We start from the raw sequence: 21,488 nt of genomic DNA, 5'->3' as shown, positions 1-21,488 counted from the left end.
AGGCGATTTTGGGGCCGTGGGTATTTCTCGACCACCAACGGCGCCATCACAGAGGACATCGTACTTCAGTACTTGGAAAAGCACATCGCCGATCCTACCGGCGCCAGCCGGTAGTCGTTCAGTACAGAACAGTTTTTTCTTCTTTACTTTTGACAGTTTGCTTTAGATTGAAATGTTCTTTCCACCAACCATCGAAATCCTCATTGTATTCATCTTCATGATCGGGATGCATCCCGATTACTTCGTCAATTTCTTTGGCCGCAGCCAGCGAGTTATCGAGAATTCGGTTGTACCGGCTAAGCAGGCGATCTTTTGTCGAGTTAATAATGCGTGCTGAAACAAAGCCCAAAAAAATAACGAAGAAATAAACGGTTACTAACCAAGAGCTTCGAAATAGGTCCGCTTGCGACATTTGGATTGTTAGTCCAAGAATTTTCAAGCCATCGCCACTCACGACTACCTGAGGAAGCACTAAAGTCGCGAAAGAAGATATCAAAACGGCCCGCCGTGCTGATCTGAGGTTATCGTGTTCAAGCAGGATGGCTAACATAGTTCTAACGATTACAAACGATTTGCATCAAACATCCAACTCCTCCACAAACTTCGCGTTCTCCTGAATATACTGGAAACGAAGCTCGGGTTTCTTCCCCATCAACTGATCGACCAAAGCGGCGGTTTCGCCGGGTTCGTCCTCGTCAATCGTGACACGGATCAGTTTGCGCGTGGCGGGGTTCATGGTGGTGTCTTTCAGGTCTTTCGCGTCCATCTCGCCCAGACCTTTAAAGCGGCTGACGTCGATCTTGCCTTTACCGCCCAGACCCTTCTCCATCCACGCGTCACGCTCGGCCTCGTCCAGGCAATAGACGCGTTTAGCGCCTTGGGTCAGGCGAAACAGCGGTGGGCAGGCCAGATACAGGTGGCCGGTGTCGATCATCGGGCGCATTTGGGTAAAGAAGAACGTCATCAGCAGTGCTGCGATATGCGCGCCGTCCACATCCGCGTCGGTCATGATGATGATTTTGTCATAGCGCAGGTCATCGACGTTGAACCGCGTGCCTAGCCCAACGCCCAGCGCTTGGGTCAGGTCGTTGATTTCCGCATTGGTGCCGATCTTGGACCCCGCGGCGCCCAGCACGTTCAGGATTTTCCCGCGCAGGGGCAGCAGCGCCTGTGTCTTACGATTGCGCGCCATTTTGGCCGATCCACCAGCCGAGTCGCCCTCGACGATAAACAGCTCGGTGCCTTCGCGGTTGGTGGCTGAACAGTCGACCAGCTTGCCGGGCAGACGCAGTTTCTTGGTGGCGGTCTTGCGCTGCGTCTCTTTTTCCTGCTTGCGGCGCAGGCGTTCTTCGGCGCGCAGGACAAGGAAATCAAGGATCGCACCGGCGGATTTCGTGTCCGCCGCCAGCCAGTTGTCAAAGTGGTCGCGCACAGATTGCTCGACCATCTTGCTGGCGCTTTCGGTCGACAGGCGGTCCTTGGTTTGCCCCACAAAAGACGGATCAGCGATGAAGCAGGACACCAGCGCGCAGCCCCCCGTCATCAGGTCATCGCGTGTGATGTTGGAGGCCTTCTTGTTGCCCACCAGCTCGCCATACGCCTTGATGCCTTTCAGCATCGCAGCCCAGAATCCGGTGACGTGCGTGCCGCCCTCGGGCGTGGGAACGGTGTTACAATAGGATTGCAGGTCGCCATCGCGCGAGGGCGTCCAGTTGATGGCCCATTCGACGTAGCCGGGTTCATTGAAACGTTCGCGAAACTCGACTTTCCCGGCAAAGGGCTGGTCGGCATAGACCGATGCGCTGCCCAGCGTTTCCTTCAGATAGTCCGCCAAGCCGCCGGGGAAGTGGAATGTCGCTTCGGTCGGGGTCTCGCCGTCGTCGATCTGCGATTTCCAGCGGATTTCAACGCCCGAGTACAGATAGGCTTTCGACCGCACCAACGTGAACAGCCGCTTGGGCTTGAACCGATGGTGGCCGAAGATTTCCTCGTCGGCGTGGAATGTCACTTCGGTGCCGCGCTTGTTCGGTGCCGCACCCACCTTTTCGACGGGACCAAGGGGGATGCCGCGTGAAAAGCGTTGTTCGAACATTTCTTTGTTCTTGGCGACGCGCACAACCATCGAGTCCGACAAGGCATTCACAACCGACGATCCAACCCCATGCAGACCGCCCGACGTCTGATAGGCTTTGCCCGAAAACTTGCCGCCTGCGTGAAGCGTGCACAGAATCACCTCAAGCGCGGATTTGTCGGGAAACTTCGGATGCGGGTCGATGGGAATGCCACGTCCGTTGTCGGTGATCGAAACCGAGTAGTCGTCGTTCAGCGTCACCTCGATCCGGTTGGCGTGGCCAGCGACGGCCTCGTCCATCGAATTGTCGAGGATTTCCGCGACCATATGGTGCAACGCACGCTCGTCCGTTCCGCCGATATACATCCCCGGACGCTGGCGCACAGGCTCCAGCCCTTCCAGCACCTCGATCGAGGAAGCATCATAGGTATCGGGACCTTGATCGGCCAAAAGGTCGTTGCTCATAAATTTTTTGCCCTGCATGCTGCTCTGCGTCATTATTTCGTGTATTATGACAGAGCGCCCCATTTTGGGAAAGAGCGCGCGTTATTTGATTGATCGATTTAGAACCACATTTTTGACGAAGATATTTTGAAGGAATTATTATGACCGAGCATCTGAAATTCGACGGCTCGACGCCGACCGAAGTGGACCCGGATGGTCAGCTTAACCCGCCGGATTGGGAAGATTTTCGCGGACAGATGCACGCTTTGCTGGACACTTTGCGTGGATCGAATGAAGGACGCCGAAAGCCACCCTTGGAAATCACCACCGGCGGATTTGGAAGAAACCTATGCCATCGGTCAGGGTGGTGATCTTGTCTCGAGGCTGGCAACGGATGTGATCCCATATCACAGCGGCAATACCCACCCAAAGTTTTGGGGGTGGGTTGTTGGAAGTGGCCTGCCGACTGACATCATGGCCGGGCTTGCGGGTGCGGTCATGAATTCCAACGTGGGCGGTCGCAATCACGGTGCAAATGCAATGGAACGGGCGGTCGTTGATTGGACACGCCAGAAAATGGGCATGGGGCCACAGGCAAGCGGCGTTCTTGTCACAGGGACCTCGCAGGCAACAGTAATCTCGCTTCAAGCTGCAAAAGTGCGCGCGTTGCCCCACCTTCGTGCTGATGGGAACGAAGCGAAACTTACGATCTACGCTGGAAACGGCGTGCACAACGCCACACGCAAAGCGGCGGAGTTGTTGGGGCTTGGGCACAATGCTGTGCGCCTGATCTCGACGGAAAATGGCGCCATGAGCATCGATGCGTTGCAAAGTCAGATTGAACTGGATCGCAGTGAGGGCTTCACACCTCTTGCCATTGTTGGCACCGCCGGTTCGGTCGATATTGGTAGTTTCGATGATCTTAATGCACTTGCTGATATCGCATCTGAACAAAGCCTTTGGCTTCACGTCGATGGAGCATTTGGCGCGTGGACACGGCTTGCGGATGACCCTTGGCGTGGGCTGAGCGATGGCATTGGCCGCGCGGACAGTATCGCGCTGGATTTCCACAAATGGATGTATGTTGGATATGATTGCGGGTTGGCGTTGATCGCGCGTGAAGCCGATCAACGCGCGGCTTTCGCCGTTCGCCCTCCCTATCTTGAGGGTTCTGATACCGGGCTGTCAGGCGGCGACCGTTGGTTTTGTGATTACGGCATCGACCTTTCGCGCGGCAATCGTGCGCTGAAAGTATGGTGCGCGCTAGAGATGTTCGGCGCGCGCGCGTTCTCTACCGCGATCACCCGTAATTGCGCACAGGCTGCATTGATGGGTGAACTGGCCACGGCGCGAGGCATGTCGTTGATGGCGCCGGTGGTCTCAAATGTATGTGTCTTCACCGCGAACCCAGCCCTATCTGTTGATGAGCAGTCCAAGCAGAACAGTGAAATTGCAATCAAACTTCAATTGGAAAGCGGGACGGTGTTTTCCACGACGATTGTGAACGGCGTGACCTGCCTTAGGGCCGCGCTGGTCAATCATCGCACTCGGGATCGTCATATCTATGCTGCGGTGGAAGAGGTGTATGCCCTCGCGCATTCTTGATCCGACGGCCAGATTGTAAATGAAAAAGGCACCGGGATTACCCGATGCCTCATATTGTGTTCATTGGTTGCTGAGCCTTTAGCCGTAAAGCGGCGGCTCACCCATTTGCTGGTGGATGGCATTGGCAGTTTTCGGATCAATGCCCAGTTCTTGGCCAAGCGCGTGCAGATACTTCGCCTCGGCCTGGCTGTCGAGGTCGAGACCGACCAGAGACATCGCGTAGACCTGATTCTCCATTCCCCGAGGGACGTCACGGGCCAGACCTTTGACGTCGACAGGGCGTTGGAATTCCTCGTTCACGAACTGAATTTCATCGCGGCTCATATCGCCCATGTGCTCCATAAGAGCCTCTTTCTCTTTGGCGTCGACGCGACCGTCGCATTTGGCGGCTTGTACGATCGCCCGCATCAACAGGGCGGCCTGATCCTCTTGTGCCTGTGTCGGCTGAACATGGGTGACGCCTCCGTTCTGGAATGCGTCGTTCAGCATGCCGCCCAAAGAATCGGTCGAAGGGCGCTGGGCCTGTGCGCCCGGTGCTCCACCGCCAGCCAAGCTTTCCAAAAGGCCACCCAGTCCACCTTGTGCTGCGCCACCTGCTTGACCGCCGCCAAGCATTTTACCCAGCATGTCCACAAGATCACCACCACCTTGAGCAGAAGAGGACCCCTGCGTGCCTTGACCAAGGCCGCCTAGAATATCGGACAGCCCACCGCCACCACCGGACTGCGTTGATCCGCCTTTACCTTGTAGGATACCGCCCAGAAGGCCGCCAAGCCCACCGGACTGGCTTTGACTTGTGGGCTGTTGTCCGCCGGTAAGCCCGCCTAACAGATCACCTAATCCGCCACCGGGCGAATGTTCGCTTCCAAAGATGCTACCAGTGCCGGGCTCTGTCGCTGGGCGCTGTTGCGCGGCCCCTTTCGACATGCTTGACACGCCCTTCGCCAAGGCTGCTCCAATTGCAATCTTCGCCAATGTTCCAACAAGACTCATATCCGTACCTCCCAGTTATAATCCGACGAGCGTAGCGTGTGCTCAGTCACATCTTAAGGGGAAAAGCATTCTGAGGTTGTCACCTATGCCTGTCGCAACATGCGCCAATGGAGGCCGAACTGAGGGATGAACAACAGCAACATGCCCCCTGTTGTGAAACGCAGTATCAAAATTATGAGCCAAAGCCCGCAGCAGATTAGCCCCACGCCGCCCGCGATACGTGTCGCCAGTTTTGGCTTCAAAAACCGCGCCAGAAACAGGTGGAACAGGCGCCCACCGTCAAGCGGCATCATCGGGAACAGGTTGAAGATCGCCAGAAAGATGTTGACCTGCGCGATGATATAAAGGGCATAGCCGATCTGACCCGTAGGAAAATACAACAATATCAGCGACGAGATCGCCCAAAGACCCAAGTTTACAATCGGCCCCATCGCGGTGACAAATTCGTCCTCCCGGCGCGACAGTGATCGGCCCGGCAACACGTAACCACCTCCGCCATATACCACGACCTCACGGATCGGGATGCGCTGTACTTTACAAGCCCAGGCGTGCCCGATCTCGTGCAAATAGATCGAGCTGATCAGAACAGCAGGAAACACCAAAGAACCAATAGGATTTGAAGGATTAAAGCCAAGAAACAACAGCAACCCAACCAGCAACAACAGCGATTGGCGGAACTGAACAATGATGCCAAAGGGGCCGCGATGCTCAAATAATACCTGATCTGATAGCATTCGTTACGTATTCCTTGCCTCGGTACATGTTGCCCGTTCGCTGAACGGGCGTCCAGCGTGAAACGTCAGGTGAATGGGTCGACGGGATAGGTAACGCCCGCCAGATAAAGCCCCTCAGGGGGTGATACGGGACCGCAAGCCTGTCTGTCGCGCGCGGCAAGTGCCGCTGATACGTCGTCGGGGGACCATGTCCCTGCGCCGACTTGCTCCATTGTACCGACTATGCTGCGAACCTGATTGTGCAAGAACGACCGGGCGCGAACGTGAAAGCGGTATTCGGTGCCCTGTGGCATTGGGACTTCCTCGACTCGAACCTCGTCCAGCGTCTTTACTGGGCTCTCCGCCTGACAGATGGAGGATCGGAACGTCGTGAAGTCATGCTGCCCAATCAGCCGATCCGCGCCTGCCTGCATCGCTTCCCCATCCAACGTGCGCTTTACGTGCCACGCGAGGCCGCGTTCATGGGTCAATGGCGCTCGACGGACAATCAACCGGAACAGATATCGACGCTCGGTTGCAGAAAAACGTGCGTGGAAATCGTCACCAACCTGCGCGCAGTCGACAATCGCGACGCGCTCCGCCCTTAGATGATAGTTCAACGCCTCTGACAAACGGAACGGAGACCACTCGCGCACCAAATCGCAATGCGCAACCTGCGCCAAACCATGTACGCCCGCATCGGTGCGCCCGGCCGCGGCGATCTTATGTTCCCCGGGTTCCAACTTTGCCAAGGCTGCTTCGACTGCGCCTTGTATCGACGGATGCTCTTTCTGGCGCTGCCATCCGACAAAGCCAGCCCCATGATATTCTATTTTCAGCGCAAATCTCGGCATGGATACCGCATACCGCGCCCGCCAAAGACCGACAAGCACTCGTCTCCTCATTTTCTTTCTTAAAGTATCCTGGGGTAGGGCGATCCGTAGGATCACCCGCAGGGGCAACGCCCCTGAGCCTAGGGGGAGAGATTAGACCAACCTCCCCTCTGGTGAAACCGACCCCCACACCATATCTTTCCTACGAGCAGTGAAGGAGACGCCCGTGGGCCTAGGCGACATCGCAGATAGTATTACCCGCCAGATCGAGGCGATCGGCGATGCCACCAGCGAGGCTTTGTTCGAACCCGTGATCCGTATCGGTGTTACCGGCCTTTCGCGTGCGGGCAAGACGGTGTTCATAACATCGCTTGTCGCCAACCTGATGAACCGAGGCCGTATGCCGGGTTTGGTCGCTGCGGCGGACGGACGAATTCAGACCGCTTTCCTACAGCCGCAGCCCGACGACACGGTTCCCCGGTTCGATTTCGAAACCCATTTGGCCGCGATGACTGGCCCGACACCTCACTGGCCTGCCTCGACCCGCACCACATCTGAACTGCGGCTTTCGTTCCGGGTACAGCCCTCTGGCCTGCTGGGCGGTCTGCGTGGACCGCGTACGGTGCATCTCGACATCGTGGATTATCCGGGTGAATGGCTTTTGGACCTGTCGCTGTTGGATCTAAGCTACGCCGATTGGGCGGCGCAGGTGTTGGAGCGGATCAAGGGCCGCTCTCAGGCACAAGCATATCTCGGTAGACTTGAACAGGTAGACGGGGCCGTCCCATTGGACGAGGTTCAGGCCAAAGAGCTGGCCCAAGCATTCTCAAGCTATTTGCGCACCGCACGCGAGGATGGTTATAGCGATTGTACCCCCGGCCGCTTCTTGTTGCCCGGCGATATGGAGGGCAGCCCCGCCCTGACCTTCGCACCCATTGCCCGCCCTGACACCACGCCGCGCAAAAGCCTGTGGCGCGAGATGGAACGTCGTTTTGAGGCCTACAAGTCCCGCGTAGTTAAACCATTCTTCCGCGACCACTTCTCCAAAATTGATCGTCAGATCGTGTTGGTCGACGTGTTGGGCGCGATCCATGCCGGTCCCGCAGCGCTCGAGGATTTACGCCGTGCGATGGCCGACATCCTGACGGCCTTTCGTCCGGGTGCAAATGCGTTCCTCAGTTCGCTTTTTCTGGGCCGCCGTGTTGAACGCATCCTGTTTGCGGCAACCAAGGCCGATCACCTTCACCACAGTCAACATCCGCGCCTGACGGCGATCACCGAGGCGCTGTTGCGCGACGCGCGCGACCGTGCTGATTTCGCGGGGGCGAAAACTGCTGCAATGTCCATCGCTGCGCTGCGCACCACAGTTGAGGAAACGGTGGAGCATGATGGGGAAGAATTGGACTGTGTCCGTGGGCAGCTGCTGGATGGCGGAAAGACCGCCGCCTTTTACCCCGGCGATTTGCCCGAAGACCCGACCCGTCTTCTTGTCCCGGCCCGCGATGGGGCCGAGAAATGGCTGGACGCGGATTACCAGATCATGCGCTTTGCGCCCGCGGCGGTTTCGCTGAAGTCGGGCGAAGGTCCACCCCACATCAGGCTTGATAAAGCCGTCGAGTTCTTGATCGGAGACAGGTTGTGATCATCGCCAATGCCGCGCGCCTGCATGCACCAGCGATCGCCAATATATTGTCGGGCTGGATCGCCGCAACGCCATGGATGCCACGCGTTCATACGCGCGGTTCTGAGAAGGGTTTTGCGCAGACACTTGTTGATCGCGGGTGGACCAGCGTTGCATGTGAAAACGAGCGAGTATTGGGTTTTCTGTCCCGAGACGAGGCCGAAATTCACGCGCTGTATCTGGCTCCAGTGGCGCGCGGGAAGGGGATTGGCAAGGCGCTTCTTGACGGCAAAGGCCGCTCGCGCGGACCTTGGACTTTATACCTTTCAAGCGAATGAGGGCGCCCGCCGGTTCTACGAGCGTGAAGGGTTCACAGAAGATTTTCGGACCGACGGGGCCGGTAATGACGAGAAACTGCCCGATATCCGATACGTTTGGAGCGCTGAATAATGGCTGACACATCGAAATCGGCTAAAGGCCCAGTGTTGATCGAACTGGACGAGGTGTCTTCCGTAACGCCCGCGGATGCGCCGCCTGTGCCGGAAGTTGACCTACGAGATGCCACTGGTGGCGCGATGCAAACTGCAATCAGCTTTGCGGGTCGCAAACCTTCGCGGCTGGCGCGTTGGTTCTGGTCGCTGCTGCTCGCGATCACCGGGTTCGTGCTGTCGGTCGCTGCCCACAGCTTCATCACCGGCCTGATCGCAACTCAACCGATCCTTGGATATGTGGCGCTGGGTCTCGTGTCGGCATTCATTATTGTGCTGCTCATTATCGCATTGAAAGAATGGGCGGCTTTTGCACGTCTTCGTCGGGTTGATGACCTCCACCGCGCCTCTGAAGCCGCGTTGGCCCATGGTGATTTGGGCGAAGCACGCGCGGTCGTGGACAAGCTTAAGCGGCTCTACCGCGGGCGCGACGATATGCGCTGGGCGCTAGAGCGCATATCAGAGCGTGAGGGCGATGCGTTCGATGCCGACACTTTGTTCGCGGTTGCCGAGGCTGAGTTGATGACCCCTCTGGATGCGGCGGCATTGAAAGAAGTTGAGGCCGCGGCACGTCAGGTCGCAACGGTCACAGCCATCGTGCCTTTGGCCCTTGCCGATGTTGCAACGGCGTTGACCGCCAATATCCGAATGATCCGTCGCGTGGCCGAGATCTATGGCGGTAGGTCCGGGGCCTTCGGCAGTTGGCGTCTGACCCGCGCAGTCATGGCACATCTGGTCGCCACAGGCGCGGTCGCCATCGGGGACGACATGATCGGGTCTCTTGCTGGCGGCGGTGTGCTGTCCAAGCTTTCGCGCCGGTTTGGCGAAGGCGTCGTAAACGGAGCCCTCACCGCTCGTGTCGGCGTCGCGGCGCTCGAAGTCTGCCGCCCGCTGCCGTTTGGCAAGGGCAAACGCCCCAGCGTTACCGGGATTGTGAAACGCGCGTTGACGGGGTTGTTTGGGGCAAATACCTGATCGGGTTCGTCATCGTTCCACAGACGAGTGACGTCAAAACACGCGGGGCAGGTGGGATAAGTGACAACGGGAAAAGTAGGTTGTTGCGCAGGACAGGTAGAACACGACTGTTGGATTGATACATCGGCGTGAAAACCCAGCTCATTGCCTGGTAGATGGCGACATGAACACGACGTGCGCGAGCATAAGCCACAGTGGCTTGCGCTGGTGCGTGTCGATCCAAAGCGTCCGCCAAAGCCGCGGCGTCAAGCAACGCCATGTTCGCCCCTTGGCCCAGCTGCGGACTTGCGCGGTGGGCGGCGTCGCCAATGAACGCAATTCCATCTTCATATGGTCGCCGTAAGGTGCCGTGTGTGTAGCGAGCCATTGTGAACTGATCCGGGTCCGTGACCTGCTGCACGAATGGCTCGGTTTCGGGCCACAATCGCACAGCCTCGTCACGCCAACGGGACAAGCCAGCACTGCGCCAGTCTTGATAGCTGTCAGACGGTAAAGACCAGAAAAAGGCGGCAGATTCTGTTTCGCCGGTTCGCATCATCCCGGTGTTCATGACACCAATCATGTTTCTTGCGCCGTTATAGCGCTGGTTCAGGAGCGTTCTGTCAAAACCGGCGTCTTCGACCCAGTTAAGTTTTGCCCACAACGCTCCATAGGAAAGCTGCTTGCTCTTTAAGGGTGACAACCGAGACCGCGCTCCGCTTGCGTCGACGAGAAGATCGAAGTCTTTCGTGCGCTTGCTGTCCTCGAACAGAAAAGCTTTGCCGTCATGGCCGGAAATATCACAAGACGTGTGAATTGGGATGCCGCGATCCAGTGCCGCGTTGAACAGGGCGTCGAATATACTGGCACGCTGGATTGAAAGCCCGAACCGCCCATGTTCCAGAGCCTCGCCGTAGTGAACATCAAGAACGCGCCGACCAGAGGACGCCTCGGATCCAAGCATCCTGATTACTTTGTTCCCGTGGCGAATGACTTCATCAAGACATCCAAGTCGGGCCAGAATGCTTTGGCCGACAGGTTGAATGACCAGACCTGATCCGACAGGTTTGGGGTGTTCAAACCGCTCAAAAATCTCTGGTTTGTGACCTCGATCATGCAACAGAATGGCCAATGCGAGGCCACCAATACCTGCTCCGGCAATTCCAATATTGGCTGAACGCGTCATGCAGACCTAACCCAACAACTACTGGATCGGACCGTGGTCCGGAGGCCGCGCGATGTCAACTGCGGCAAAGTGTGTTGGTGTGCGGTTGTCTTGCTATGGACGACGGATACCAAGCGGCCTATAACGCCCTCCATGATGCACGCACAGGCCATCATTATTCGAATTATATGCCCGGCGCTCTGACCCAACTGAGCCGCCGGGACAAAGCGTATGGACAACCCGCGCTGACCCTTCCGATTTCTGACGACATTTCCTGAAAAGGACCGGACACATGTGTGCCGACACCCCTGAATACAAAGATACTCTGACGCTTCCTGTCACCGATTTCCCGATGCGCGCGGGTCTTCCCAAGCGCGAGCCTGAATGGCTGGCCCGGTGGGAGAAGATCGGCGTCTATGACCGCCTGCGCGAAAACGCGAAAGGTCGCGAACCGTTTATCCTGCACGATGGCCCTCCTTATGCGAATGGGCACCTGCATATCGGTCACGCGCTGAACAAGACGATCAAGGATATGATCGTGCGCTCGCACCAGATGATGGGCCATGACGCACGCTACGTGCCGGGGTGGGATTGTCACGGTCTGCCCATCGAATGGAAGATCGAGGAACAGTATCGCAAGAAGGGACGCGACAAGGACGAGGTCGACGTGGTCGATTTCCGTCAGGAATGCCGCAAGTTCGCCGAGGGTTGGATCGACATCCAGCGTGATGAGTTCAAACGTCTGGGCATCACTGGTAAGTGGGACAAGCCTTATCTGACGATGGATTTCCACGCCGAACGCGTGATCGCCGAAGAATTCATGAAGTTCCTGATGAACGGCACGCTGTATCAAGGCTCCAAGCCCGTGATGTGGTCGCCGGTTGAGAAGACCGCGCTGGCCGAGGCCGAGATCGAGTATCACGACCACAAGTCGCACACCATCTGGGTGCCGTTCTCGTTCGCCAATGCCGAAGGCGATCTGGCCGAAGCGCGCGTTGTGATCTGGACCACCACCCCTTGGACGATCCCGTCGAACAAGGCGGTCGCGTATAACAACAAGATTGCATACGGTCTTTACCGTGTTGACGCGACCGAGGAAGAAAGCTGGACCGCTGCGGGTCAGACCTACATCTTCGCCGACGCACTGGCCGAGGACGCGCTGGGCAAATCCCGCGTGACCGAATTCACCCGCCTGCGGGATGTGGCAGCGGACGAGCTGACCGGGCTGATCTGTAAGCACCCGTTCAACGGCTTTGATGGCGCAGATGGCTTCTGGGACTACGACGTGCCGATGATCGACGGCGATCACGTGACCGACGACGCTGGGACGGGTTTTGTCCACACCGCGCCTTCCCACGGTGCCGACGACTACGAAGCTTTCGTGGCCCGCAACTGGATCGACCGCATGACCCACAATGTCGGCGAGGAATCGGAGTTCCTGCCACATGTGCCGTTCTTCGCAGGGCTGCAAGTGTTCGACCGCAAGGGCAAAGAAGGCAAAGCGAATAACGCCGTGATCGCCAAGCTAGTCGAGGCCGATGGCATCATCGCGCGTGGCCGTGTGACGCACTCTTATCCGCACTCATGGCGGTCAAAAGCGCCCATCGTGTTCCGCAACACGCCGCAATGGTTTGCATCCGTGGATCGCGAGGTTGGCGATGGGCAAGACGAGATGGGCAAGACCATCCGCGAACGTGCCCTGAACTCGATCGACCAACTGGTGAAATGGTGGCCGCAGACCGGTCGCAACCGGCTTTATTCGATGATTGAAGCGCGCCCGGATTGGGTTCTGTCGCGTCAGCGTGCGTGGGGCGTACCTCTGACCTGCTTCGTGAAAAAGGGCCTGCTGCCGACCGACGACGGCTTCCTTCTGCGCGACCCCGCCGTGAACGCGCGCATCGCTGAAGCGTTCGAGGCGGAAGGCGCAGACGCGTGGTATGCTGAGGGCGCGAAAGAGCGGTTCCTTGGTCGTGACCATAACCCCGATGAATGGGAGCAGGTTTTCGACGTTCTGGACGTTTGGTTCGACAGTGGCTCTACCCATTCGTTCGTTTTGCGCGACCGTGAAGACGGCACGCCGGACGGCATTGCGGATGTCTATATGGAAGGCACTGACCAGCACCGCGGTTGGTTCCACTCGTCGCTGTTGCAGGCCTGTGGCACCACGGGCCGCGCGCCTTACAAGAACGTGGTGACCCACGGCTTTACGCTGGATGAGAAGGGCATGAAGATGTCCAAATCCTTGGGCAATACCATCGTGCCAGAGACCGTGGTGAAACAATACGGTGCAGACATTCTACGCCTCTGGGTGGCTCAGACGGATTATACAGCAGATCAGCGGATCGGGCCAGAAATCCTGAAAGGTGTGGCGGACAGTTATCGTCGTCTGCGCAATACCATGCGCTTTATGCTGGGCAACCTGCATGAGTTTGACGAAGCCGAGCGTGTGGACGTGGCTGACATGCCGGAGCTTGAACGCTGGGTGCTGCATCGTCTGGCTGAATTGGATCACGTGGTCCGCGACGGCTATCGCAAGTTCGACTTCCAAGGTGTGTTCTCGGCCGTGTTCAACTTCGCGACGGTGGACCTGTCGAGCTTCTATTTCGACATCCGCAAGGACGCGCTGTACTGCGACGCGGCAGACAGCCTGAACCGTCGTGCCGCACGTACCGTTTTGGACATCCTGTTCCACCGATTGACAACATGGCTTGCGCCGGTTCTGGTCTTCACAATGGAAGATGTCTGGCTGGAACGCTTCCCCGGTGAAGAAAGCTCAGTCCATTTGGCCGACTTCCCAGACACGCCGGCTGATTGGTTGGACGAACCACTGGCCGCGAAATGGGCGGGCATCCGTCAGGTGCGCCGGGTGGTCACTGCCGCACTGGAAGTCCAGCGTCGCGACAAGGTGATCGGGGCCTCTTTGGAGGCCGCGCCTGTTGTGCATGTGCGGGACGGGGATGTTCTGGCGTCTTTGAAGTCGGTGAACTTCGCCGATGTCTCGATCACGTCGCAGATCGTGCTTTCGGGTGACCCCTTGCCAGCCGAAGCGTTCCGTGTGCCAGAGGTCGAGGGCGTGGGCGTCGTGTTTGAGAAGGCGTCCGGCGAGAAATGTCAGCGTTGCTGGAAAATCCTGCCGGATGTGGGTAGCCATGATCATACAGGCACGTGCGCACGCTGCGATGAGGCGCTGGGCTGACGGCTCCCGGTGGCTCGCTTTGCGAGCCTAAGGGGCGCGGCCCCTTCGAGCGAAGCCTTCGGCTGCACTCTACCCCGGGATATTTGAGACAAGAAAAAAGAGGGGCCGCTTTTGCGGTCCCTTTTGTCATGAATCGGATTGTGGGTCCGGGCGTGGTGGCGCATTCTGGGCAAATGGATATTGCTGTAGTCGATAGCCCAGTTGGGCGTCTGGGCGTGGTGGACGAGGGTGGATCGATTACTCGGTTGATCTGGCATGCGACACCACAGGGGAACTTGACCCCAGTGTTGGCAGAGGCACAGGCACAGTTGGGCGCCTATTTCGAAGGACGTCTGACAAGGTTCGACCTGCCGACCCGCGTGCACGGCTCTGATTTTCAACGCGCCGTGTGCGATGCCATGTCCGCGATCCCCTATGGCGAGACCCTGACTTATGGCGACATCGCCAAGATGACGGGCAACTCGGCGCAGGCTGTTGGTAATGCCTGCGGTGGCAATCCCATCCCGATCATTATCCCCTGCCATCGTGTGATGGGAGCGGGAGGCAAGCTGGTGGGTTTTTCAGGTTCCGGCGGGGTTGAGACAAAAGTTCAGCTTCTGCGTCTTGAAGGGGCGGCAGGGCTGCTTATTTGACATATTCGGCCTGCTGGTCATTGCCTTAAATACAGGGCAATGTCGTGGCGAAACCGGGGGACATAATGGCAGCAATTCTGAACGTCAGTGGCGTGACCAAAACCTACGAGGGTGGTCACGAAGCGCTGAAGGGTATCGATTTGGACATCGAAGAGGGTGAGATTCTTGCCTTGTTGGGCCCAAACGGTGCGGGAAAAACAACATTAATTTCAATTATATGCGGGATCGCAACTGCGAGTTCGGGCGCGATTACGGTCGGCGGGCATGATCACGTTCATGATTACCGCGCCGCCCGCGACATGATTGGTTTGGTCCCGCAAGAGATCAATCTTGAGCCGTTCGAGACGGTTATGAATACCGTGCGGTTTTCACGCGGGTTGTTTGGTAAGCCACGCGATGATGCGCGGATCGAGGAAATCCTGAAGCTGCTTAGCCTTCATGACAAGAAGGACGCGCGGATCATGACCTTGTCTGGCGGGATGAAGCGGCGCGTTCTGATTGCAAAAGCGCTGTGCCATGATCCGAAGATACTGTTTCTGGACGAACCAACCGCTGGTGTGGATGTTGAATTGCGCAAAGACATGTGGGAGGTCGTTGCGCGTCTGAAAGAGACCGGTGTGACAATCATTCTGACCACGCATTACATCGAAGAAGCCGAAGCGATGGCAGATCGTATTGGCGTGATCTCAAAGGGTGAAATCCTGTTGATTGAGGATAAGGATGCCCTGATCAAGCGTTTGGGACAAAAAGAACTTATCATTGAGCTGGAAGCGCCACTTGATACGATTCCGGGTGCGCTTTCGACCTATCCGTTGTCGATCACCAATGACGGAGATCTGGTCTATTCCTACGATGCGCAAGGGGGCAGCACTGGGATCACCGGGTTATTGGCGGCCTTGCGTGATGCCGGGCTTCAAATGCAGGATTTATCGACGCGGCAAAGCTCGCTTGAAGATATTTTTGTCGATCTCGTGAAGGAGGATGCGGCATGAACTGGAATGCTATCGCGGCCATATACCGATTTGAGATGGCCCGGACGTTTCGTACTCTGGCGCAGTCGATTGTCTCGCCAGTGCTGTCCACCTCGCTCTATTTTATCGTCTTTGGGGCGGCCATTGGATCGCGGATCGATCAGGTCGAGGGCGTAAGCTATGGTGCGTTTATTGTGCCCGGTCTGATTATGCTGACGGTGCTGACGCAAAGCACGACCAACGCCTCCTTCGGGATATATTTTCCCAAGTTCATCGGAACGGTTTACGAGCTTTTGTCCGCGCCGATCTCGTTTTTCGAGATTGTGATCGGATATGTTGGGGCGGCGGCGACCAAAGCGTTCATGATCGGTTTAATTATCTTGGCGACGGCGCATTTCTTTGTCGACTTGACCATCGAACATCCGGTTTGGATGATGAGCTTTCTGGTCTTGACCTGTATCAGTTTCGCTCTGCTTGGCTTTATCATCGGCATTTGGGCTCAGAACTTTGAACAGCTTCAGCTGGTGCCGCTTTTGGTGATCACACCCTTGGTATTTCTGGGGGGATCGTTCTATTCGATCTCGATGCTTCCACCTGTGTGGCAGACCATAACGCTGTTCAACCCTGTCGTTTATCTGATTTCGGGGTTCCGCTGGGCGTTCTTTGGCGTGGCTGATGTGTCATTGTGGTGGTCCGTTTTGGCCATCGCATTCTTTATGAGCGCGTGTCTTGCGACGATCTGGTGGATTTTCCGCACCGGCTATCGTCTGCGCAGTTAACGATGAGCTTTTGCAACATGGGAATAACCGTGATCGCCTCACCCTTGTTTGCACCGGAGGGGCGGTCTACATGACAGCCATGACCAAATATATCCCATTTTTGAAAAAACCGCCCTTGGTGGCGGTGATCCGACTGACAGGCGTGATCGCCTCGGGCGCGCGCGGGCAGCTGAATGACGCGGCGTTGGCGCCAGTGATCGAGCGGGCCTTTCGAAAAGGCAAGCCGTCCGCGGTGGCCTTGGTGATCAACTCTCCGGGCGGTAGCCCTGTTCAATCCAGCCTGATAGCCGCACGCATTCGTCGCTTGGCGGTCGAAAAAGAGGTACCGGTTTACGCTTTCGTGGAAGATGTGGCAGCTTCCGGTGGCTATTGGTTGGCCACTACCGGTGATGAGATCTACGCGGACGAAAGCTCGATCCTGGGATCAATCGGAGTGATATCGGCGGGGTTTGGTCTGACTGGATTGATAGAGAAGCTGGGAGTTGAGCGGCGCGTTTACACGGCAGGTAAATCCAAGTCGATGTTGGATCCGTTTCAGCCAGAGAAGCCGGCGGATATCAAGCGCCTGAAGGGGTTGCAGAACGAGATTCATGCGGCATTTAAACAGCAAGTGATGTCGCGCCGTGACGGCAAGTTGCCCGAAGGCGAAGACCTGTTCAACGGAGATATCTGGTTGGGTCGGTCGGCAATCGAGAAGGGACTGGCCGATGGGATCGGCCACGTTGTCCCGACAATGAAAGAGAAATACGGGGACAAGGTACGGTTTCGGGTGCATGGTCCACGCCGCTCGATGCTCAGCCGATTTGGGTTGAAGCTTGGTGCAGATGCGCTGGCCGCTATCGAGGAGCGCGCAGAATACGCGCGTTTTGGTCTGTAGATGATCATTAAGATCGTTGCTCTGTTTCTTGTCGCAATGGGTGTGTTGGCAATGTTTGGCAAATTGCGCTATCCGGGCCAGCAACGTATCGAAGCTATGAAGTGCCCGGGATGTGGGCGGTATCGGCTGGGGAAATCCCCGTGCGACTGTAAAGGGAAGGGCTAGGGTTTGGACCTGTTATTTGCCGCTCTGGGGCTGGTAATCCTTCTGCTCGCCGGCGACAGCCTCGTGCGTGGTGCCGTTAACCTGTCGCTAAGGCTAGGTGTGCCGGCCTTGATCGTCTCGTTGACCATTGTTGCGTTCGGGACGTCTGCGCCCGAACTTCTGATCTCGATTCAGGCGATTGCCGAAGGTGTTCCGGGGCTGGCCATGGGTAACGTCGTGGGGTCCAATACAGCCAATATCCTGCTGGTGCTGGGTGTGCCGGCTTTGGTGTCAGGGTTGTCGACCGGTACCTGCGACACAAAGAAAAGTTATCTTCAGATGATGGGCGCTACGGTCCTGTTCATCGTATTGTGTATGGGTGGGGTGATCACATGGGTTCAGGGGCTGGTTTTACTGGCAGCACTTGGACTGATGCTTGGTTCTGCGTTCCGCGCTGCCCTATCACATCGGCGCACAGCAAACGGCGCACCAGCCGTGGCCTGTTGCGAGGACGAGGAAGAGGTCGAGGGTGCAGACCCCAATATGCCATGGTGGAAGGTGGTAATGTTCCTCGTGTTGGGACTTATCGGCCTACCTTTGGGTGCGGAGCTGCTTGTTGATGCCTCAACCAATATTGCGCGGCATTTCGGGGTCTCGGAGACCGTCATCGGTTTGACGCTGGTGGCGCTTGGTACGTCTTTGCCAGAGCTCGCGACCACTGTGATGGCTGCATTGCGCAATCAGGCCGAAGTCGCACTAGGTAATGTCATCGGGTCGAATATGTTCAACCTCTTGGCTATCATTGGGGTCGCCTCGCTGGTCGGACCGATCCCGGTTGTTCCGGGTATTTTGCAGTTTGATCTGTGGGTGATGTTAGGTGCCTCGCTTCTGCTTGCGCCCTTTGTTTTCCTGAAATGGAATATGGGCCGCGCTTGGGGGATCGTCCTGACGTTGCTCTATGTCATCTATGTCCTCACCGTTTTGGGGGCGTCCTGAATGACGGTGAAACCGCGCGCATTGATCACTGGGGCAGGGGCGCGGCTGGGTCGCGCGATGGCCCTTTACCTTGCGCGTGCGGGCTATGACGTTGCCATCCACTACGCGACTTCGGCTGAGGGCGCAGAGCAGACGGTTGAAGAGATACGCGGCATGGGTCAGCAGGCTGTGACCTTGCAGGCCGATTTGCTTGATATGCAGCAGGTCGAGGCGCTCGTCCCCCGTGCCACTGACGCCTTTGGTGGTCCGCTGACTGTTCTGGTGAACAACGCGTCCATTTTCGATTACGACACAATACTCTCCGCGACCCAGACAAGCTGGGATCGGCATATGTCTACCAACCTGCGCGCGCCATTTTTTTTGATGCAGGCCATCGCGAAGCAGATGCCCAATGCGGTAGCAGACGAGAATGGCGAACGGCTTTCGCAGGGGCTGGTGGTCAATATGCTGGATCAGAGGGTGAAGAAGCATACGCCAGAGTTCATGACTTATAGCCTTGCAAAGAATGCGCTGTGGACGCTGACACAGACCGCAGCCCAAGCACTTGCACCGCATGTGCGCGTCAACGGAATTGCGCCGGGCACCACGTTGATCGGCGCGCGCCAGTCTCAATCACACTTCGACGGCCAACGCACCGGGTCACTTTTGGAGCGCGGCCCGAACGTTGAAGACATCACCACCGCACTTGGCTTTTTTCTGAATTCGCCTGCTGTGACAGGCCAGATGATTGCGGTTGATGGTGGCCAGCATCTGGGCTGGAGAACGCCGGATATCCAAGGGGTCGAGTAGGCCGAATTGCTTGCCGCCGCGTAAGTTTGGTTCGAATTCGGTAAGAAAGTTGTGCACCTGTGAAGTTTCAAACCCCGACCGTTGATATTTTTTGCAATGATTTCATAAATTTACAAAGCTGTGATAATTCTTTTGTTTATTTTCAAGGGGTTAAATATGTGCCTAAAAAACAGGCACATAGCCGAAGCTGGCGAAAAACAAAGGATTTTTCCCAATGGGCAAAAGCTATCCTCAGAGTTATCCACAGAAATTGTGAGCATGTTTTCTCTTGTATGAAGCAGGCTAAGATTGCAGACCAACAGAGAATCGGGGCGCAGACTGAATGAGCGGTGACGACACGCAAAATTTGAACGCTGATGCGCCGGTACCAACCGGGCACGAGGTCATTCAGTCATATCTGAAAACGCTGGATAATTCTCCGGGTGTTTACCGCATGCTCGATGCCAAAGGGCGGGTTTTGTATGTGGGCAAGGCGCGCAGTTTGAAAAAGCGGGTGTCAAATTACGCCAAGCCGACGGGCCACACCGCGCGGATTGCGCGGATGATCAGCCAAACGGCTTCGATGATGTTTCTGACCACGCAGACCGAGACCGAAGCGCTGTTGCTTGAGCAAAACCTGATCAAGCAGTTGAAGCCCCATTTCAACGTGCTGCTGCGCGACGACAAGAGCTTTCCGAACATCCTTGTGACCGGGCATGATTTTCCGCAGATCAAAAAACATCGCGGCGCGCGCAAGGAAAAAGGGTCATACTATGGCCCGTTTGCCAGTGCGGATGCGGTGAATAGGACGCTTAACCAATTGCAGAAGGTGTTTTTGCTACGAAACTGCACGGATGCCACGTTCGACGCCCGCTCGCGCCCTTGTCTTCAGTACCAGATTAAGCGCTGCTCTGGCCCATGCGTGGGTAAGATTGATGCCGAAGGTTACGCGACGCTGGTGAAGGATGCCGAGGATTTTTTGTCCGGGCGCACCACCAAGATGCAGGAAGGGCTTGCCGCTGATATGCAAGCCGCGTCCGAGGCGATGGAGTTCGAGAAGGCTGCCGTATTGCGTGACCGCATCCGAGCGTTAACGCAGGTTCAGCAGGCACAGGGTGTTAATCCGCGCGGAGTGTCCGAGGCCGACGTTATCGCGCTCCACATGGATGGCGGGCAGGCCTGCGTGCAGGTCTTCTTCATTCGTGCCAACCAAAACTGGGGCAACCGGGATTTTTACCCCCGCACCGGTGCGGGCGCCGGATCGGGCGAGGTGTTGCAAGCTTTTGTCGGGCAGTTTTATGATCAGAAAGAGCCGCCACGGTTGATCTTGTTATCGGACCCGCTTGATGAACAGGACTTGATGGCCGATGCCTTAACCGAGCGCTTGGGGCGACGGGTCGAAATTTCGGTCCCGCTTCGGGGTGAGAAGTCCGAACTTATCGCGAATGCACAGCGCAACGCCCGTGAAAGCCTCGCCCGGAAGATGTCCGAAAGCGCGACGCAGGCCCGATTGCTTGAAGGTATCGCCGAAACATTTGACTTAGATGGTCCGCCCGCAAGGATCGAAGTCTACGATAACTCGCATATTCAGGGTGCTCATGCCGTTGGTGCGATGATCGTGGCTGGTGCCGAGGGTTATCTGAAAAGCCAATACCGCAAGTTCAACATCAAGGGTGAAGACCTGACACCCGGTGACGATTTCGGCATGATGAAAGAGGTTCTGACCCGCCGTTTCAAACGACTGTTGAAAGAAGACCCCAATCGCGAAGGCGAACATTGGCCCAATCTGTTGCTGATTGACGGCGGTGCAGGGCAGGTCAGTGCGGTCCATGAGATTATGGAGGAGTGGGGCGTCACCGATATTCCTATGGTCGGCGTGGCCAAGGGGGTGGACCGCGATCACGGAAAAGAAGAATTTTATCGACGGAACAAGCGGCCCTTTGCGTTAAAACGAAATGACCCAGTTCTATATTTCATCCAACGTCTGCGCGATGAAGCGCACAGATTTGCCATCGGCACCCATCGCGCGAAGCGCGCCAAGGCGCAAGGGGCCACCCCCCTGGACGAGGTCCCTGGCGTGGGGGCCACCCGAAAACGTGCCCTTTTGCAGCATTTTGGATCGGCCAAGGCGGTTAGCCGGGCTGGGCTGGATGACCTTAAGGCTGTGGATGGAATTTCGGAAACTCTTGCGGAAACCATCTATGGCTTCTTCCATGACAAGGGCTGACGCGGTAAGGA

The 21,488-nt window shown here is 57.0% G+C and carries 19 protein-coding genes and 1 pseudogene; 14 read left to right on the top strand and 6 right to left on the bottom strand.

Annotated features, from left to right (window positions below):
- Positions 1-114 (top strand): annotated as a pseudogene (locus tag V6N04_RS19000) (IS200/IS605 family transposase); the annotation flags it as partial.
- A 4-nt stretch (positions 115-118) separates the two neighbouring features.
- On the opposite strand, the gene V6N04_RS02945 reads toward V6N04_RS19000, so the two are convergent.
- Positions 119-550 carry a hypothetical protein gene (locus V6N04_RS02945; protein ID WP_371168613.1) on the bottom strand — a complete coding sequence of 144 codons (432 nt, stop codon included), beginning with the start codon at positions 548-550 and terminating at the stop codon, positions 119-121.
- Between the two features lie 27 nt (positions 551-577).
- Positions 578-2,536, bottom strand: a complete 1,959-nt coding sequence (parE, locus tag V6N04_RS02940; protein WP_371168612.1) for a DNA topoisomerase IV subunit B — start codon at positions 2,534-2,536, stop codon at positions 578-580.
- A 270-nt stretch (positions 2,537-2,806) separates the two neighbouring features.
- Between parE and V6N04_RS02935 the strand changes: the two genes are divergently transcribed.
- Positions 2,807-4,120, top strand: a complete 1,314-nt coding sequence (locus V6N04_RS02935; protein WP_371168637.1) for a pyridoxal phosphate-dependent decarboxylase family protein — start codon at positions 2,807-2,809, stop codon at positions 4,118-4,120.
- A 78-nt stretch (positions 4,121-4,198) separates the two neighbouring features.
- Here the strand turns inward: V6N04_RS02935 and V6N04_RS02930 are convergent, their stop codons facing one another.
- From V6N04_RS02930 to truA, 3 genes are all read right to left on the bottom strand, one after another.
- Positions 4,199-5,113 carry a DUF533 domain-containing protein gene (locus V6N04_RS02930; RefSeq protein ID WP_371168611.1) on the bottom strand — a complete coding sequence of 305 codons (915 nt, stop codon included), beginning with the start codon at positions 5,111-5,113 and terminating at the stop codon, positions 4,199-4,201.
- 83 nt (positions 5,114-5,196) lie between these two features.
- Entirely contained in the window at positions 5,197-5,847 is a 651-nt protein-coding gene (locus V6N04_RS02925; RefSeq protein WP_371168610.1) for a site-2 protease family protein, read from the bottom strand.
- Positions 5,848-5,912: 65 nt separating this feature from the next.
- The gene (gene truA / locus V6N04_RS02920; protein WP_371168636.1) at positions 5,913-6,680 is read right to left on the bottom strand and encodes a tRNA pseudouridine(38-40) synthase TruA; all 768 of its coding nucleotides are present in this window, start codon (positions 6,678-6,680) and stop codon (positions 5,913-5,915) included.
- Between the two features lie 205 nt (positions 6,681-6,885).
- On the opposite strand from truA, the gene V6N04_RS02915 reads away from it, so the two are divergent.
- The 3 genes from V6N04_RS02915 (at position 6,886) to V6N04_RS02905 (ending at position 9,743) form a co-directional block, all read left to right on the top strand.
- Entirely contained in the window at positions 6,886-8,301 is a 1,416-nt protein-coding gene (locus V6N04_RS02915) for a YcjX family GTP-binding protein (RefSeq protein ID WP_371168609.1), read from the top strand.
- Complete coding sequence (locus tag V6N04_RS02910) at positions 8,298-8,618, top strand: GNAT family N-acetyltransferase (RefSeq protein WP_371168608.1); 321 nt, start codon at positions 8,298-8,300, stop codon at positions 8,616-8,618. Before V6N04_RS02915 ends, V6N04_RS02910 begins: the two co-directional genes overlap by 4 nt.
- 111 nt (positions 8,619-8,729) lie before the next feature.
- On the top strand, positions 8,730-9,743 hold the full coding sequence (locus tag V6N04_RS02905) for a YcjF family protein (protein ID WP_371168607.1): 1,014 nt from the start codon (positions 8,730-8,732) through the stop codon (positions 9,741-9,743).
- Here V6N04_RS02905 and V6N04_RS02900 read toward each other — a convergent pair.
- Positions 9,691-10,908 (bottom strand): FAD-dependent oxidoreductase, encoded by a 1,218-nt coding sequence (locus tag V6N04_RS02900; protein ID WP_371168606.1) that lies wholly within the window; start codon positions 10,906-10,908, stop codon positions 9,691-9,693. The two genes, V6N04_RS02905 and V6N04_RS02900, sit on opposite strands and share 53 nt — an antisense overlap.
- Positions 10,909-11,003: 95 nt before the next feature.
- Between V6N04_RS02900 and V6N04_RS02895 the strand changes: the two genes are divergently transcribed.
- The 9 genes from V6N04_RS02895 to uvrC all read left to right on the top strand — a co-directional run bounded on the left by V6N04_RS02895 (position 11,004) and on the right by uvrC (position 21,477).
- Positions 11,004-11,165: a hypothetical protein gene (locus V6N04_RS02895; protein WP_371168605.1), complete on the top strand. Its 162-nt coding sequence runs from the start codon at positions 11,004-11,006 to the stop codon at positions 11,163-11,165.
- A gap of 14 nt (positions 11,166-11,179) precedes the next feature.
- On the top strand, positions 11,180-14,083 hold the full coding sequence (gene ileS, locus V6N04_RS02890; RefSeq protein WP_371168604.1) for an isoleucine--tRNA ligase: 2,904 nt from the start codon (positions 11,180-11,182) through the stop codon (positions 14,081-14,083).
- Between the two features lie 173 nt (positions 14,084-14,256).
- A complete protein-coding gene (locus tag V6N04_RS02885; protein WP_371168635.1) occupies positions 14,257-14,715 on the top strand; it encodes a methylated-DNA--[protein]-cysteine S-methyltransferase in 459 nt (152 codons plus the stop codon).
- A gap of 65 nt (positions 14,716-14,780) precedes the next feature.
- Positions 14,781-15,707, top strand: coding sequence for an ABC transporter ATP-binding protein (locus V6N04_RS02880; RefSeq protein WP_371168603.1), 927 nt, complete (start codon positions 14,781-14,783; stop codon positions 15,705-15,707).
- Positions 15,704-16,465 carry an ABC transporter permease gene (locus V6N04_RS02875; RefSeq protein ID WP_371168602.1) on the top strand — a complete coding sequence of 254 codons (762 nt, stop codon included), beginning with the start codon at positions 15,704-15,706 and terminating at the stop codon, positions 16,463-16,465. The genes V6N04_RS02880 and V6N04_RS02875 overlap by 4 nt, the downstream gene beginning before the upstream one ends.
- 79 nt (positions 16,466-16,544) lie before the next feature.
- Positions 16,545-17,342 carry a S49 family peptidase gene (locus V6N04_RS02870; protein WP_371168634.1) on the top strand — a complete coding sequence of 266 codons (798 nt, stop codon included), beginning with the start codon at positions 16,545-16,547 and terminating at the stop codon, positions 17,340-17,342.
- A gap of 168 nt (positions 17,343-17,510) precedes the next feature.
- Positions 17,511-18,482 carry a calcium/sodium antiporter gene (locus tag V6N04_RS02865; protein WP_371168601.1) on the top strand — a complete coding sequence of 324 codons (972 nt, stop codon included), beginning with the start codon at positions 17,511-17,513 and terminating at the stop codon, positions 18,480-18,482.
- Positions 18,483-19,271, top strand: a complete 789-nt coding sequence (locus tag V6N04_RS02860; RefSeq protein ID WP_371168600.1) for an SDR family oxidoreductase — start codon at positions 18,483-18,485, stop codon at positions 19,269-19,271.
- A 322-nt stretch (positions 19,272-19,593) separates the two neighbouring features.
- Positions 19,594-21,477, top strand: coding sequence for an excinuclease ABC subunit UvrC (gene uvrC / locus V6N04_RS02855; protein WP_371168599.1), 1,884 nt, complete (start codon positions 19,594-19,596; stop codon positions 21,475-21,477).
- Positions 21,478-21,488: the final 11 nt, after the last annotated feature.

The organism is Aliiroseovarius conchicola (assembly GCF_041403445.1).
Classification (GTDB): domain Bacteria; phylum Pseudomonadota; class Alphaproteobacteria; order Rhodobacterales; family Rhodobacteraceae; genus Aliiroseovarius; species Aliiroseovarius conchicola.
Note: the sequence above shows the minus strand (reverse complement) of the source record. Positions and strands in the feature narration are given on the sequence as shown.